The organism is Eggerthella sp. 1_3_56FAA (genome assembly GCF_000185625.1).
GTDB lineage: Bacteria > Actinomycetota > Coriobacteriia > Coriobacteriales > Eggerthellaceae > Eggerthella > Eggerthella lenta.
In genome coordinates this window covers 1,045,967-1,059,822 of record NZ_GL622580.1, presented here as the reverse complement: position 1 = coordinate 1,059,822, position 13,856 = coordinate 1,045,967, and the positions used below count along the sequence as shown (strand labels likewise).

At 66.5% G+C, this 13,856-nt stretch carries 12 protein-coding genes and 1 pseudogene; 3 read left to right on the top strand and 10 right to left on the bottom strand.

What is annotated here, in order from left to right; all coding sequences use genetic code 11:
• The first annotated feature begins 158 nt into the window (after window positions 1-158).
• Window positions 159-1,877 carry an FAD-dependent oxidoreductase gene (locus HMPREF1023_RS09745; RefSeq protein WP_009306114.1) on the top strand — a complete coding sequence of 573 codons (1,719 nt, stop codon included), beginning with the start codon at window positions 159-161 and terminating at the stop codon, window positions 1,875-1,877.
• A gap of 93 nt (window positions 1,878-1,970) precedes the next feature.
• Here the strand turns inward: HMPREF1023_RS09745 and HMPREF1023_RS09740 are convergent, their stop codons facing one another.
• Window positions 1,971-3,584, bottom strand: coding sequence for a helix-turn-helix transcriptional regulator (locus tag HMPREF1023_RS09740; RefSeq protein ID WP_015760007.1), 1,614 nt, complete (start codon window positions 3,582-3,584; stop codon window positions 1,971-1,973).
• A gap of 143 nt (window positions 3,585-3,727) precedes the next feature.
• On the opposite strand from HMPREF1023_RS09740, the gene HMPREF1023_RS09735 reads away from it, so the two are divergent.
• Window positions 3,728-4,240, top strand: a complete 513-nt coding sequence (locus tag HMPREF1023_RS09735; protein WP_015760006.1) for a hypothetical protein — start codon at window positions 3,728-3,730, stop codon at window positions 4,238-4,240.
• A gap of 344 nt (window positions 4,241-4,584) precedes the next feature.
• On the opposite strand, the gene HMPREF1023_RS09730 is transcribed toward HMPREF1023_RS09735, so the two are convergent.
• The 3 genes from HMPREF1023_RS09730 to HMPREF1023_RS09720 form a co-directional block, all read right to left on the bottom strand.
• On the bottom strand, window positions 4,585-5,442 hold the full coding sequence (locus HMPREF1023_RS09730; RefSeq protein WP_009306111.1) for a hypothetical protein: 858 nt from the start codon (window positions 5,440-5,442) through the stop codon (window positions 4,585-4,587).
• A gap of 190 nt (window positions 5,443-5,632) precedes the next feature.
• Window positions 5,633-6,829, bottom strand: coding sequence for a ferredoxin family protein (locus tag HMPREF1023_RS09725; RefSeq protein ID WP_009306110.1), 1,197 nt, complete (start codon window positions 6,827-6,829; stop codon window positions 5,633-5,635).
• A 3-nt stretch (window positions 6,830-6,832) separates the two neighbouring features.
• Window positions 6,833-7,462, bottom strand: coding sequence for a 4Fe-4S binding protein (locus tag HMPREF1023_RS09720; RefSeq protein WP_015760005.1), 630 nt, complete (start codon window positions 7,460-7,462; stop codon window positions 6,833-6,835).
• Window positions 7,463-7,710: 248 nt separating this feature from the next.
• Here HMPREF1023_RS09720 and HMPREF1023_RS09715 point away from each other — a divergent pair, with 248 nt between their 5' ends.
• Window positions 7,711-8,931: an IS110 family transposase gene (locus tag HMPREF1023_RS09715; RefSeq protein WP_009306108.1), complete on the top strand. Its 1,221-nt coding sequence runs from the start codon at window positions 7,711-7,713 to the stop codon at window positions 8,929-8,931.
• Between the two features lie 138 nt (window positions 8,932-9,069).
• On the opposite strand, the gene HMPREF1023_RS09710 is transcribed toward HMPREF1023_RS09715, so the two are convergent.
• The 6 genes and pseudogenes from HMPREF1023_RS09710 to HMPREF1023_RS09685 form a co-directional block, all read right to left on the bottom strand.
• Window positions 9,070-9,375 carry a 4Fe-4S binding protein gene (locus tag HMPREF1023_RS09710; RefSeq protein ID WP_009306107.1) on the bottom strand — a complete coding sequence of 102 codons (306 nt, stop codon included), beginning with the start codon at window positions 9,373-9,375 and terminating at the stop codon, window positions 9,070-9,072.
• 5 nt (window positions 9,376-9,380) lie between these two features.
• Window positions 9,381-10,022 carry a 4Fe-4S dicluster domain-containing protein gene (locus HMPREF1023_RS09705; RefSeq protein ID WP_009306106.1) on the bottom strand — a complete coding sequence of 214 codons (642 nt, stop codon included), beginning with the start codon at window positions 10,020-10,022 and terminating at the stop codon, window positions 9,381-9,383.
• Window positions 10,022-10,717 carry a molecular chaperone gene (locus tag HMPREF1023_RS09700; protein ID WP_009306105.1) on the bottom strand — a complete coding sequence of 232 codons (696 nt, stop codon included), beginning with the start codon at window positions 10,715-10,717 and terminating at the stop codon, window positions 10,022-10,024. The genes HMPREF1023_RS09705 and HMPREF1023_RS09700 overlap by 1 nt, the downstream gene beginning before the upstream one ends.
• A gap of 14 nt (window positions 10,718-10,731) precedes the next feature.
• Window positions 10,732-11,526, bottom strand: a complete 795-nt coding sequence (locus HMPREF1023_RS09695) for a hypothetical protein (protein WP_009306104.1) — start codon at window positions 11,524-11,526, stop codon at window positions 10,732-10,734.
• A gap of 171 nt (window positions 11,527-11,697) precedes the next feature.
• The gene (locus tag HMPREF1023_RS09690; RefSeq protein ID WP_009306103.1) at window positions 11,698-13,560 is read right to left on the bottom strand and encodes a hypothetical protein; all 1,863 of its coding nucleotides are present in this window, start codon (window positions 13,558-13,560) and stop codon (window positions 11,698-11,700) included.
• Between the two features lie 109 nt (window positions 13,561-13,669).
• A pseudogene (locus HMPREF1023_RS09685) lies at window positions 13,670-13,856 on the bottom strand (LysR family transcriptional regulator); the annotation flags it as partial.

Below are 13,856 nucleotides of genomic sequence, written 5' to 3'. Positions count from 1 at the left end.
CGACCTCGCAAACCGCGTTCGGCAGCCCTCCCCCGTTTTCGGGTATCTTCGTCGTTTTGCCTGGACACAGGCGAATATACCCGGATCCGCGCGATGATGCGGCTCCGCGACCCGCGTAGCATGCACCTCGTTGAAACCGAACGACCGAGGAGGGAATCATGGGAGAACGAACCATCAGCCGCCGCAACTTCCTGGCGGGAATCACCGCGACGGGCGCGCTGGCCGCAGCCGGGGCGCTGGCCGGATGCGCGCCGCAAGCGCAGGCCGAAGGCGGAAAGAGCGGCAAGGCCGACGCCGACGCGCAGGGTAGTTGGCGCGACAAGCCGGAGATGCCCGCCGACATCGCCGAGACGCTGGAAGCCGACCTCGTGGTGGTAGGCGCCGGCAACGGCGGGCTCGTGGCCGCCACCACGGCCGCGCAGCACGGCGCGAAGGTCATCGTGCTGGAAAAGGGCGGCAACATCGCCGCCGCACGCGAGGCTATCGGCGCGCTCAACTCCGCGCTGGAGCCCGACCATGTCGAAGACGTCCCCACCCTGCTGAACCATGCGAACCAGACCCAAGCGGGCGATGCCAACATGCTGCTGTACAAAACCTGGGCCGAGAAGTCTGGCGAGATGATCGAATGGATGAAGGAGACGCTTGAGCCCAAGGGCATGCTGTTCCCGTTCGAATGGCACAAGCCCGACGACCCGCACGCCTACTACCCGGCCATGTGCTATAACCCCTGCATGGGCGAGTACAACCCCGACGGCCCGAACTACGGCGCGTACGCCCACCTTGAAGTGATGAACGAGGTGCTGGGCGAGCTGGGCGGCGAAGTCATGTTCATGACGCCCGCGAAGATGCTCGTGCAGGACGAGTCGGGCAAGGTGTGCGGCGTCATCGCGGAGTCGAAGGACAAGGGCGTCATCCAGATCAACGCGAAGAACGGCGTCATCGTGTGCACGGGCGGCTACGGCGCGAACGACGAGATGCTGCAGGACCTGTGCCCCGGCAACTCCAACTGGTGCGTGCTGCGCGACAGCGTCACCGAGGAGGGCGACGGCATCCGCATGGCGCTGTGGGCGGGAGCCGAGCTGGAAGCGGGCGGCGCCTGCATGATCTGGAACCGCGGCATCATGTTCGACGACACCGAGTTCGACGGCTCCTACCAGGGCGGCGACATCTTCCTTCCCGGCAGCCAGCCGTTCCTCCACGTGAACGCCAACGGCGAGCGCTTCATGAACGAGGACCAGTGCTACCCCATGAGCTACGCCGGCGGCGCGAACCAGCCCGGCCACTTCTCGTGGATCGTTTGGGACGGCAGCTACTGGGAAGACATCGAGCGGTTCGACACCTGCGGCTGCTCGCGCCTGTTCCCCGCGCCGTCGGGCACCGCGTTCAACGCCGACGTGTACGACTGCGAGGCCATCACGAAGGAGCACCTCGACTCGTTCTGGCTGGAGCCGCGCATCGAGAGCGGCGCGCTGAAGAAGCGCGACACGCTCGACGAGCTGGCGAAAGCGATGAAGTTCGACGCCGACCAAACCGCCACGTTCAAGGCCACCATCGAACGCTATAACGAACTGGTCGCTGCAGGCGAGGACGTCGACTTCGGCAAGCCTGCCTACCGCCTGAGCGCCGTCGACGAGCCGCCGTTCTACGCCGCGCGCATCGCCGGCGAGCTGTTGGTCACCATCCACGGCGTGATCACGAACGCCGACTCGCAGCCGCTGCGCAAGGACGGCAGCGTCATCGAGGGCCTCTACGTTTGCGGCAACGACCAGGGCGGCTTCTACCCGCACAACTATCCCAGCAACTTCACGGGCATCAACGCGGGCCGCACCGCCACCTTCGCCCGCATCGCCGCCAAGCACGCTTTAGGCGCAGCGTAAGCAGCACCAAAACCAACCCTCCCTCCCTTAACGGAAAGCCCCGCACGCGGGGCTTTCCGTGCGCTTGCTCAGGATGGCAAGGCAACGTGCGAGCTAATGCACGAGGTCGATGAGCTCTTGGCGAGAGTGCACGTCGAGTTTGGCGTAGACGTGCTTGGCGTGGGTGGCGGCCGTCTCGCGCGAGATGACGAGAGCGTCGCGCACGTACGGTATCGATCGGCCGCGCGCCAGGAGGTCGAACACCTCGGTCTCGCGCGGGGTGAGGCCGCCGCGTTCGGCAAGCTCGAGGATGCGGGCGGTCAGCTCGTCGATATCGGCTGCAGGCGCGGGCGCGGATGCAGCTTCGTCGGCGTTCGCGCCGCCCGCATCCGCGCCCGCCGGCATCGACCGCTTCGAAGCGGCATCGTGCAGCACGCCATCCTCGTTGCGCGCGCCGAACGCGAACGCGCGGCCGTCGCTGAGCACGAACATGGTGGCGCCCACCAGCAGCGCGATGGACACGACCGCCACCTGGTCGAGCGAGAACACCCCGGCCGCCATGCCGGACTCCACCAGCACGAGCGTCACCACGCCCAGCAGATCGCCCAAGTGCACGAAGATCCATCCCAAACCGTACGACTGCACGGGCGTGGCCGCGCCCTGCACAGCGTAGCGCGCGAAATACATCTGCGTGATCAGGCAGAACGCGAAGCGCGCGGCGATGGCCACCACGTAGGCGACGTACGCGCCCGCGGTTTCCCCCAGCACGATGAACGCCGCGAAGCCCACCACGAGCGTCGGGCACATCCATCGGTACAGAAACGACAGCGACACCCGACGCGGCCCCGCCGTGGCCGAAAGACCCACCATCAGCATGAACGCGATGCTCACCACGAGCGCCACCTGGGCGGCCGTCGCATCCTGCCCTGACGACCCCGACCAGAACGACCCCTCCACGCACACGAACAGGCACGCCGCGAGGATGCCGAACCCGGCGCGCCCCATCGACTTCAGCACGCGCGGCAGCCCCTTCCGCGCGCTGTCGTGAGCCTCGGCGAACGCGCGCTGCTCGGCGGCGCCCCGGTACTCGGCGGTCGCGTCGCGCCCTTGCGCATCCCGCCACGACAGCAGCAGGCACAAGCCCGACATCAGGGGAAACGCCGTCACCACCACGAGCGCCATCCATCCCTGCATCGCCGACACCACCAGCACCAGAACGGCGGCCGCCACAGCCGACGACGGCGCGAGAAACTCCACTTCCTCCTGCGTCACCTTCGCGTAGTACTCGCCCCACATCACCCACATGAAGCCGCTGCCAAATCCCGTGAGCACCGCACCTATCACGAACAGCGCAGCCGTCGCGCCGAAATCGGGCAGCTCACAGAACAGCAGCGGCGTGGAAACCGCGGTGGCCAGCGGCGCGATCCAGAACAGCGCCGCATGCTGGGCGGGCGAGCCCAGCCGCTTCTCCAACACCACGATGAGCACGAGCATGACCACCGACATGGACACCGGCAGCCCCGTGAAGAACAGATCCCAGCCCGCACCAACCGCCAACGTCGAGGCCTTCGCGCCCGTGTAGCCGCTCACCGCGTTGGTGTAGAACACGCAGAACACCCAGGCCAGCAGAAACGCCCAGCCCAAGCGCCGCAGCGGCGCGAACCGCTCGACCGCCGCCAGCACGGCCCGCTCGCGATCGCGCTGCGCGCTCGTCGTCTTCCCGGTCATCCGCCCGTCCCTTCCACCGTCATCCCATTCGGCCATTTGTACCACAGGAAGCCCCGCTTGGCAAAAAGTCGCCCCCCCCCCCCGACGCGTTTCGAGCTGCTAGAATGCCAGACAGTGGCAGATCCCGGCAAAGGAGGTGCCGTATGACCAGGAAACGCGGCATGGCGACGGCGTTCGCGGCGGCGTGTCTGGTTCTGGCCGGTTGCGCAGGACCCCTCAATCTGATGCAGGAATCGATCTACTGCGACGATGCCCGCATCGCCCAAGGATTCGACACGTACACAGTTGCGAACAGAACCGGCTCCCTGTTCGACAGAAAGATCGGCGGACTGACCGGCCTGGAAACATGGCTTCGGATCTCCGTCCCCAACGAAGGCGGGGAGTTTCGCGTCGACTACGATGCGACCGTATCGGACGGCGACTTCAAGATCGTATTCGTCGATGAGAAGAACGTTGATACCGTCTGCGAAGGAACGGCTCGCGGAAGCCGCGTCTTCACGCTCGACCGGGGAGGGTACGCCCTCAAAGCCGTCGGGGCGCATGCGAGTGCCGAAATCGCCTTCGAACTGCAAGCGAGCGAAGGCGTCACCGCCGTTGCCACGGGTGACGCGTTCGACGACGACCAGGCAGTGGATCTCGAACCGATTGAAAGCTGATGCCGCGGATTTGCCTGCGTGGACGCGAATGCGTTTCCACAAGAAGCGAACAACTGCCTAAGTCCCACGCTTAAAGCGCGAAAGCGTTTCGGCGAACGGCATCTGCACGTGATTCGCCCTTCAGCGCACAAAAATTGGCGACGTACGAGACTTGAAGGCCGTTGAACGGCCGTCTCTCGCGAATGCACCGCGCACTGCAATCGAGGGCGATTCAACGACCTGGGGATTCTTCAAAACCGATCAGAGTGGGCGACAAGAAAACATCGGTTCAGATCGCACGTCACGGGTTTTTGTGCAACAGACGCCTGACCCCATGCAAAACCAGCAGCTCTTCCCCGCCGCCCCTACCCTGCGGCGCGCATGACCATGCGCTTGACGTCTTCGCGGTACTTGGGGCGCACGAGGTAGTACGCGTAGGCCTCGAGCACGGTTTGGAAGGCCACGCCGCGGCCGACGATTTTGAAGTACCCGATGCCGTACTCGTCGTGCAGGTCGCGCACCTCCTGATCGGTGAAGATCACCGGGTGGCCCGGCTCGTGGTCGAAGAAATCGGCGCGCTTCGCAACGCACTCGAAGGGGCGCATCGCGCCCGACCGCTGATCCTCGCTGTTGTGGAGGTAGTGCTGTGCACGATGCGGGCACTGGTAGGCGCAGAACTCGTTCACCATGACCTCCACCTTGTCGCGGTCTTCGAGCGCCGCGAGAAACGCCGGATCCTTGTGGCGGTTGTAGTCGAGCACCACGTAGTCGTAGCGCTTCGTCATGCGGTTGACCTCGGCTGCGTCCGCCAGCGCGCGCGTGGTGGACAGCACGCAGCGCATGCCGTAGCGCTCGCGCACGTAGTTGCCCACGAGGTCGGCGTACACGATGGCCTCGGCATCGTAGCGGCCGGCGATGGCGAGCATCGCGTTCAGGTACTCGTCGCGCAGGTCGTCCTCGTCGGCCAGCATGTTCGTCAGCGTGAGACGCGCCTTTACGCCGTGCTCGGCCAAGAGCGAGAACGCCTCCTCCATCTGCCGGGGCGTGGCTCGCTCGCGCAAGAACGCGCGGCCGCCGTTCAGGTCGCACGCGGGAAAGCAGCCGTACACGCTGTCGATGCGCACGCCGTCCTGGAACAGCGCCGGGCGCTGCTCCAGCAAGCGGATGAAGAACAGGTTGAGCCCCAGCCCCACCGTGAAATCCGGCAGCGTGTAGTTGATCATGCGTTCGTTCCTCCAAAATCACCGGTCGTTCGTAGCGTCAGCGAGGGGCTCCCTGGTGCCCGAGATCGTGGGGAGGGCGAGGGCGAAGCGTACTTCGGTACGCGAGTCCTCGGCCTCGACGCGAGATCGGGTGCCAGGGAGCTCCGCAGCGTCGAGCAGTTCCGGCGGCCGACAAACCGCCGGAACTTCCCTAGAACATGCACATCTCCAAGTGTTCGCCGAGCGTCGCGTGCAGTTTATCGTACATCGATGAGGGCTTGTTCGGGGTCCAGGTTGGACGCTTCATAGCGAAGCACACGGCTTCCTTGCCCATGAACTGCTTGATAGGCACGCGCCCGCTCACCGCGATGGCCTGCTCGGGACAGATGTGCTCGCACAGGCGGCACTGCATGCAGGCGCTCGGACGGTGCACGATGCCGAACACGCCGCCCTCGTCGAGCTTCTTGATGGCGCCCGTGGGACAGAACACCGCGCACATGCGGCACGAACTGCACTTCTGGGCATCGATGGACACGGCGCCGATGACACGCGTCTCCACCTCGTCGGCCGTCGGTTGCCCCACGTGCTGCAGGTAGTTGTACAGCCGCACGCGGCGCGTGGGGACGAACTGCGACAGCGTCCCATCTGCGCCCACTTTGCGATACGCCGCAGGAACGGGCTCGGCCTCGACCATCCCCAACTCCTCGGCCACCGCCGCGCCAGCTGCGCGGGTCGATGCGTCCTTGGCCGAGCGGAAGAAGTCGCGCCGCCCCACCCCGTCGCTGCCTGCCTGGCCGTGCGACCCGCCGGGCTCCAACACGCGCTCGGGCACGCATTCCTCCAGGTCGATGGGCATGGAGGATCCGAACGCCTCAAGCAGGTTGCGCGCGCCCTCCACCACCTCGCGCACGAGCGCGCCGCCCGGAGCATGTGGGCACGTCTCGCACGAACCGCAGGCCAGCGTCGCGTCGAAGGCGCGGTACGCCGCCAACCCCACGAGCGCCGACTCGTCCATGCGCCCCAGGCACGGCACCGCGCACGCGGCCGACGCATCGTCGGCCGCGACGTTGGCCGCCTCGAGCGCCTGCTCGCACACGATGACCGGATGGCCTTTCGTCGCCACGATGGAGTGCTTGAGCTGCGCCGTCAGCTCGGCATCCGTCGGGTTGCGCAGCTCGATGGCGCAGGTGGGGCACGCCGTGGCGCACGTGCCGCATCCGATGCAGCGCTCGGGCTCTACGAGCAGCTCGCCCGCGCGGTACGCCAGCGCGCCCGACGTGCACGCCTCCACGCAGCGCAGGCAGTCGGCATTGCGGTTGCGCACCGAGATGCAGCGCTCCTCGTGCACGGCGATGGCATCGCTCTCGATCTCGCCCAGCAGGGCCAGCAGGCCGTTGATCAGGGACATGACCTACCCCCTTTCCGGGATCTCGTCGTCGACGGGCAGCGGCGTCGCCTGCGCCTGCTTCTTCGGCAGCAACGGGAACGTGATGGCGTGCTCGGGGCACACGTCGGCACACGCGCGGCACTTGCTGCAATCGTTGAGCGTGGTCTCGCCCGCCGCGACATCGTGCAGGTTGATGCCCTCGGGGCATGCCTGCTCGCACAGGTTGCAGGCCTTGCCGCGACCCTCGCGCAGGCACTTCTCGGCGTCCATCTGGGGGCGGAACGTCCGGTTCAGCCCGCTGAACAGCGAAAGCAGCGCGCCCAGGGGGCAGAAGCGCTGACACCACTTCGGCAGCAGCAGGACCTCCAACGCGATGATGACCGGGAAGGCGACGACCGTCCACGTGGCGTCGCCGAACGCGAACAGGCGCATGACCAGCAGCACCGTGGCAAACGTGAGGCCGATCGGGCAGACGAGGCAGAACACCGGAAAGCCGAAGACGAGCGAGGAGCCCAACGCCGCCGCAAGGATGCCATGGCGGCTGTCGATCTTGATGCCCTTGGCTTTGCCGCAGGGGGAAGCGCACGCGGAGCAAGGGGAAGCAACCTTGCCCCCTTTACCCTCCTTGTCCCCCTCATATATTGTTCTTGCCACTTCTCGCGCAGTGGCCGCGCTCTTTTCTTGCAGACGCGAATGTGAGATAAGGGATGCGTATGGGGCGGAGGGCGCTTGCCGCACCCCCCAGGAGCCAGGCTCTTCAAAAAAGGCTGGCGCCTCCGGCCCGCAGGTGGACGCGAATTAGGCAGGATGGCGTGCGGCGCCGTATATCCAATGAGGTTGCGCCTGCGGTTGCCAGAGGAAGATCCTCTGCCTCACCATAAAGCGAGGGATCGGAGGACGCCATGATCTGCATCGGGATAGACATCGCCAAGAGAAGCCATGTCGCCAGCGCGGTCGACGAGGACGGAGGCACCGTCGTCGAGTCGTTCAAGTTCGACAACACGGCGAACGGCTTCGCGAAGATGCTGAAGAGGCTTCGCAAGGCTGACGCGACCCCGGAGAACAGCTTGGTCGGAATGGAAGCCACGGGGCGCTACTGGGTGGCCCTGTTCGACTTTCTGATCTCGCATGGCTACGAGGCCGCGGTGATCAACCCCATCCAGACCGACGCCTTCCGCGGCGTTTGGACGGTTCGCAAGGTCAAGACCGACGCGCTCGATGCGGCGATGATAGCCGACCTCGTCCGCTACAAGCGCTACGAGCCCTCCGCACTCGGCGACGAAGCGACCGAGGAGCTGCGCAACCTCGCCCGCTACAGGCTATCGCTCGTGGAGCGCTCCACAGCCTTGAAGAACAGGGCGACGGCCATCCTCGATAGGACGTTCCCCGAGCTTGCAGGCCTGTTCAGCAACGCGTACTGTCCGACCCACCGCGAGCTGCTGCAGCACTGCGCCACGCCCGACCAGGTGCTCGGAACCGACGTCGGGACGCTCGAGCGCATCCTCAGGGAGGCTTCGCGCGGGAGGTGCGGGCGAGCCAAGGCCGAGAGGCTCAAAGCGCTTGCCAAGGAATCCGTGGGCGTCGGGTTCGGCTCCAAGACGCTCGCCTTCGAGGCGAGGCTTTTGATGGAGGAGCTCGACTTCGTGCAGGACCAGGTCAAGGAGGTCGAAAGGGAGCTGGCCCGCCTGCTGGAGCGGACGCAGGGCAAGTGGCTCGTCACCATCCCCGGCATAGACGTCGCCCTCGCCTCCGTCATCGCGGGCGAGATCGGCGACCCGAACGCCTTCGACGACCCCCACAGGCTCATGGGTTATGCCGGCATGGACCCCACGAGAAGCGAGTCCGGCGAGACCGTGAGGTCCGACGGGCACATGTCCAAGCGAGGGCCCGGGGCGCTGCGATGGGCGTTCATGCAGGCCGCCGACTGCGCCAGGAAGAACGACCCCTACTTCGGAGACTATTACGACAGGAAGAGGGGCGTGGACGGGAAGCACCACTACGTCGCCCTCTCGGGCGTCGCCCGCAAGCTCATGGGCGTGGCGCTGGCGGTGATGAAGGAAGGGCGGCCCTACGAGCCGGCCCCTCCCCGCAACCACCGCCCCGGCCACCTGAAGGAGGCGTGAAAGCCCACGTCGATCGCAAAAACCGAACTTCGCCAATGCCCGGCACCCTGCATGGGGCCGGGTGTTGGCGTGCGCTTTCTTATCTCGCATTCACTTTTCAAGGTTCCTATCAAAAAGTCTCGGATTCCCCCTTGACTCCTAATAGCAGGTCTTCTTCCTACCTCGCGACATAAAATGCACGGGGCACGCCCAGGCGCAGAACACCTTGCCTAGCACGATACACACCAGCAGCACGACCGCAACGCTGATCACGGCCATCGGGATGGCTGTGCGCTCGGCGATCATGGCCAGCAGCGCGCCCAGGGGGCACAGCAGCGTGATGGACTCGAAGCCGATGCCGCAGAAGTTGCCGATGCCGCCGGCCGTGAAGTACCCCACGGCCACCACGGCCAGCAGGGCCAGCATGATCAGGAACCGCAGCCGATAGGTTTTGAGCTTCTTCATCCTGCTCACGCCTCCACTTCTTCGGTCGGACGGACGACGATGGCGCGATCGGTGGCGCCGGCCGTGATGGAACCTGCCGACAGCGAGATGCACGCCAGCTCGCAGGCGCCGCAGCCGTTGCACGCATCCACGTCCACCACCGGCACGTTGTCGGCGCCCAGCTCGAGCGCCTCGTAGTTGCACACGTCGACGCACTCGTGGCAGCCCATGCCCTTCGCGGCAAGGCACCAGTCGCGGTTGATCTCCGCCTTGCCGATGATCGCCTGCGACGGATCGGGGCACGAAAGCGCATGCGTCGGGCACGCCGCGACGCACTTCGGCCCGCCTGGCTCGTTCTCGCAGAAATCGCACCAGCCGCTTTTGAAGTCCATGCGCGGCGTGCGCGCGTTCAAGATGCCGTCCTCGATATGAGCGGGGGCGATGGCATGCTTCGGGCACACCTCGCGGCACTTCTCGCAATGCAGGCAGCCGCGCACCAGCTGCTCCTCGTCCTGCCCGCCCGGCGGGCGCAGCAACGTTGCGCTGGGCAGGTACTTCACGCCGCCCAGCCCGATGACGGCGCACGCTCCCACGGCTCCCAGGGCGAACGTGCGGCGCGACACGCGGGGGCCCGCATCGCGCTTGGGCTCGATGCCGTGCTCGTCCATCATGCAACCTCGACTTCCGCTTCGTTCTCGGACAGCGCGGCGTCCAAAAACTCGCGGTCGTTGCGCAGGAAGCCGTCGGTCAGCTTGCCCAGGCCCTTGTAGAAGTCGGTCTGCGGGAACTTCTGCAAGTCGGCCGCCATCATGGGGTACCACGCCAGCAGGTGGTCCTCCAGAAAGTTGCGCTGCGACAGCAGCAGCTTCAGGCACTCGTCCTCGTCGCCGGCCTCGTACGCCCTGATAGCGCGCTCGCATAGGATCTGCTCGAACTCCAGCTCAAGAGCGATGTGATCCTCGCCCTCCTTCCAGCTTTCCTGCTTGTCCAAGCCGAAGGCGCGGTACAGCACCAGCACCTCGTCGCGAGCGTCCTGCATCATGAGGCGCTTCGGGCTCGTGTACACCGACTCGTACGGGTACGCGGCCGAAAAGCCGTCGTTGCCCGACCCGATGAACGCGCGCACGTAGTCCACCGCCAGCTCGGTAAGCACCGTGCCGTCGGCCTGGCTCAGATAGCCGCAGATCATCCGGTAGCCCTCGTCCACCAGCGCGTTGCCGGTGTTCGTCGGGAAGCGCATGGACACCAGCGTGTCGTACAGCTCCTGATCCACCTCCACACGGAACAGGCGCGAGAGGAACTGGTAGGTTGCCATGCGGCCGCGCAGCACGTCGGCGATGGTGGTTTCCTGATCGTGGGACATGGGTGGCTCCTTCTCTAGCGTTCGGACGGGGAGGCAGCGGCGAACAAGCCGGACGCGAGCACGCTGCGCCCCAGATCGGTGATGGTCCAGGCGTCGCGCCATTCGATGGCGCCTGTTTCTTCCAGCTTGCCGCGGAAGAACCCGCAGAAGCGGCGCGGCTCTTGGCACAGCGGGTCGCCGTCCACCGCCTGGTCCAGCTCCTTGGTGGGGCAGCCTCCTTCGCGCGCGCACATCTCAAGCACGCGCTGGAAGATGGGCAGATAGCGCTCGTCCTCCTCGATCTTCTCTGCCACGAGGCCCTCGTTGACGTGCGCCGCGACGGCATCGAGGCCCGCTTGCGTGGCACGGTAGCGGCACGGCGGAGCGGGCGTCACCGAGATGAAGCCCTCGTCCTCGGCGAGCGCATCGGCAGCGTCGCCGGCGGCCGCATGGGCGGCGTCCTCGTCCACGATGCGCTCCAGCGCGCCGTCGCGCTCGAGCAGCTGCACCACCTGCGCCGAGCCGTACACGCTCGTCGTGTTCGGATACGCCGCATCCAAGTCGGCCACGGCCTCGTCCATCGTCTTCGGCTCGGTGCAGAATTCCACGGCGTGCAGCAGGCGGAACTGCTGGCCGGGAATGCCCGCCAGCAGATTCTCGATGCGCTCGGCCGCAGACAGCGGCACCACGGGAGGCACCACGCTCTTGTCGGCATCGGGGATGGGCGGCAGGTAATCCGCCTCGGCATCGTCCCGCTCGCCGTCGTCCAGGCTCAGGTCGGCCAGGGGATCGAAATCGTCATCGATCACGAATACATCGACATCGCTCATATCTATCAGTCCTTTCAAGCTCACTTGTCAGATAAAGTCAGCGAGGGTTCGCGCGGTGCCCGGCATTGGCGGGATCGCGAAGGCGAAGCGTACTTCGGTACGCGAGCTTTCGGGATCGTGCCAAGGACGGGCGCCCCGCGAAGTCGCAGCGTCGAGCAGGCTCGACGGTCGTCAGACCGTCGAAACGTTATACAGCACCTTCGTGGGCAGCTCGCGAGGCGCGTCGGGTGCGGGAGAGAGCACCTCGTCGGTCAGCGACGCGAACTCCGACGGCGTCACGCGCGCGAAGCGCTCGCCGTCGCGCACGAACACGCGCGAGGTCTGCACCTTCGTGAACGCGGTGTTCTCTAAAAGGTCGCGCACGAACCGCGTGCATACCGCTCGTTCGCTCGCACAGGACAGCACGTCCAGGAACAGCGCGCGCTCGCGTTCGAGCGCCACGCGCCGATGGTCGATGGTGAACTTGTCGTCCACGGCGTCGTTCGCCGGCAAGAAGCCGTTCACCAGGCCGGTGACGAACACCGTGCGCACATGGCGCCCGTGGCAGCGCGCGTAGGAGACCACATGCACGGCATCGCGCGCGACGTCCTCCACCGGCTTCGCGAACCCGCAGCGCGCCAAGCGCTCGACGTCCGCATGCGCAGGGTCGTCGCCCAGCAGCTCCACGTGGCGCGGGGACAACGGCATTCCGTGCGCTTCGAACAGCGCTACGGCAGCATCGCGCGACAACCCGCCAGCGCAGGCGCGCAGCAGCTCGTCCAGCTCGTCCAGCGGGCCGTCGAACTTCCCGAAGATCGTCGAGGAGCGGTCGGCGTCGCGCTGCGTGCGCAGCTGCGCCACGGCTTCGGGCACGGTCGTCTCATGGTCGCGCGCGTACGCCATCAGCTCCAAAAACGCATCGGAGCGCAGCAGCCAATCGCCGAACCCCAGCCACGAGCGCAGCGACGTGAAATCGTGCGGATCGAGGTACAACCGCAGGAACGCGGCCAGCTTGAGGTCGGCGTAACGGCCCTCGGTGCGCGGGTCGCCCTTGATCTTCCCGCCGTCGAACCCGCGCTCCACGGCGATGCCGCGCCCTTCCAACTCAGCCGCGATGCGCTCGCCCCAAGCGGCGTTCGGCACGGCCACAGCCACGTCGCCTGGCCGGAAGCCATCGACCAGGCACTCCCCCACGGACGCCTCCGCGAACGCGAACTCGGCCGCCGGGTCGTCCAGCGCGCGGGACTCGCGCGCCGCGGCCGGCCGCTCGCACGCCAGCGTCACCAGGCAGTCGGCCTCGTCGGCAAGCGCGCGGAACCCGTCGAAGCACGGGTACGGCTCCTCGGAGCTGGACGAGGCCAGCGTGCGGCCGGCCGCCACGAGGCCGTCCGTCGCCAGATGGCGCACGAGGCGCTGCGACGCCTTGCTGAGCGACCCAAAGTCGTCTGCCACCAGCGTCAGCGGCTCGCGCTCGACCTCGGCTTTCACAAGGCCGCGATACGCCAGCGACGAAACCTCGCACGGCAGCAGCGCGCGGCGCGCCTCCAGGTTCTCGGTGAGGATGGCGTGCACGGTCTGCTCTTCGGCGGTGATCAGCCAGCGCTCGTCATCGTCGGCGCAGTCGCTGATGCTCTTGTAGAAGAACTTGAGCATCTCGCGCAGCCGGCCCGGCTTGAGGCCGCTCACCTTCACGTCCTCCATGAGCACGGCCAGCTCGTTCTCGTCCAGCACGCGCGCGTCGCGTCCCACGGCGTCGCCGACCCGCGCATCGCCCAGAATCGAGAGGGCCAGCTCGCGCACCGACACCACGTCGAGCGCGCCCAGCAGCGGATCGTCGGCCGCAAGCGCCCGAAAGCGCGCGGCTGCAACGGCGTCGGCGCACACGACGCGCACGTTCGACCCCGCCTCGACGCGAGCGCGAGCCGCGCGCAGCAACGCCGGCGCAACGTCGTCGGACGCATCGTGCTCCACGCACAAGCACTTCGCGCCGCTATTCAGTTCCTCAAGAAGATTGTTCGCCGCGTCTTCGACGGACGCAGCAGTACAAGCACTCATATTCGGTCTCCATCCATTCTTCGGATGAAGCCCTTTGCTCGAAGCCCCCCAGCTTCATAGCGCTTTCACTTCTACGCAGTATGCCCAACCGCCGCGGGCGCGTCTACCATCATTCCGAAACGGAATGGATGAAATCGAGCGCCTCCTGCTTGTCGCCCACGCCCAGCTTGCGGTACACGCTGCCCAGCACGTCGGCCACCTCGTCGCGCGTCAGCGCCAGCTCGCCCTGGATCGTCTCGAAGCCGTGCTCCTCCACGTACAGGATGAGCGCGCCCAGCTCGCGCCGGTCGAGCCCG

Coding starts and splice junctions, on each gene's coding strand:
- HMPREF1023_RS09745 (WP_009306114.1), top strand. CDS start 159: ATGGGAGAACGAACCATCAGCCGCCGCAACTTCCTGGCGGGAATCACC.
- HMPREF1023_RS09740 (WP_015760007.1), bottom strand. CDS start 3,584: ATGACCGGGAAGACGACGAGCGCGCAGCGCGATCGCGAGCGGGCCGTG.
- HMPREF1023_RS09735 (WP_015760006.1), top strand. CDS start 3,728: ATGACCAGGAAACGCGGCATGGCGACGGCGTTCGCGGCGGCGTGTCTG.
- HMPREF1023_RS09730 (WP_009306111.1), bottom strand. CDS start 5,442: ATGATCAACTACACGCTGCCGGATTTCACGGTGGGGCTGGGGCTCAAC.
- HMPREF1023_RS09725 (WP_009306110.1), bottom strand. CDS start 6,829: ATGTCCCTGATCAACGGCCTGCTGGCCCTGCTGGGCGAGATCGAGAGC.
- HMPREF1023_RS09715 (WP_009306108.1), top strand. CDS start 7,711: ATGATCTGCATCGGGATAGACATCGCCAAGAGAAGCCATGTCGCCAGC.
- HMPREF1023_RS09710 (WP_009306107.1), bottom strand. CDS start 9,375: ATGAAGAAGCTCAAAACCTATCGGCTGCGGTTCCTGATCATGCTGGCC.
- HMPREF1023_RS09705 (WP_009306106.1), bottom strand. CDS start 10,022: ATGGACGAGCACGGCATCGAGCCCAAGCGCGATGCGGGCCCCCGCGTG.
- HMPREF1023_RS09700 (WP_009306105.1), bottom strand. CDS start 10,717: ATGTCCCACGATCAGGAAACCACCATCGCCGACGTGCTGCGCGGCCGC.
- HMPREF1023_RS09695 (WP_009306104.1), bottom strand. CDS start 11,526: ATGAGCGATGTCGATGTATTCGTGATCGATGACGATTTCGATCCCCTG.
- HMPREF1023_RS09690 (WP_009306103.1), bottom strand. CDS start 13,560: ATGAGTGCTTGTACTGCTGCGTCCGTCGAAGACGCGGCGAACAATCTT.